Source organism: Polaromonas sp. P1_G1 (genome assembly GCF_056405595.1).
Map to the genome: position 1 here is coordinate 1 of NZ_JBFUBU010000264.1, position 394 is coordinate 394.

General features: G+C 58.1%; 1 pseudogene. It reads left to right on the top strand.

Annotated elements, in window-relative coordinates:
- Window positions 1-394 (top strand): annotated as a pseudogene (locus tag AC1D1Y_RS26765) (polyphosphate kinase 1); the annotation flags it as partial.

The window sequence follows — 394 nt, forward strand, 5'->3', positions numbered from 1 at the left end:
ACTTGCGCACTGCGTTGCGCCAAGGCTTGGTGCACCGCCACTACGGCCAAGCCGTGCGGCTGGAGGTGTCAGCCGGTTGTTCCGAACATTTGGCGGATTTTTTGCTCAAGCAGTTCGCCTTGCCTGCGAAGGCGCTGTACCGCGTGCATGGCCCGGTCAATCTGGTACGCCTGACGCAGCTGATCGACCTGGCAAACCGTCCCGACCTGTGCTTTGCTCCCTACCGTGCGGCCTATCCGGTACAAATCCAGTCGAGCCATTCCATATTTGACCAGCTCAAGCAACGCGACATCCTGATCCACCAGCCCTTTGAGAGTTTTGACGGTGTACTGACCTTTTTGCGCGAGGCCGTGAACGACCCGCAGGTGCTGGCTATCAAGCAAACTATTTACCG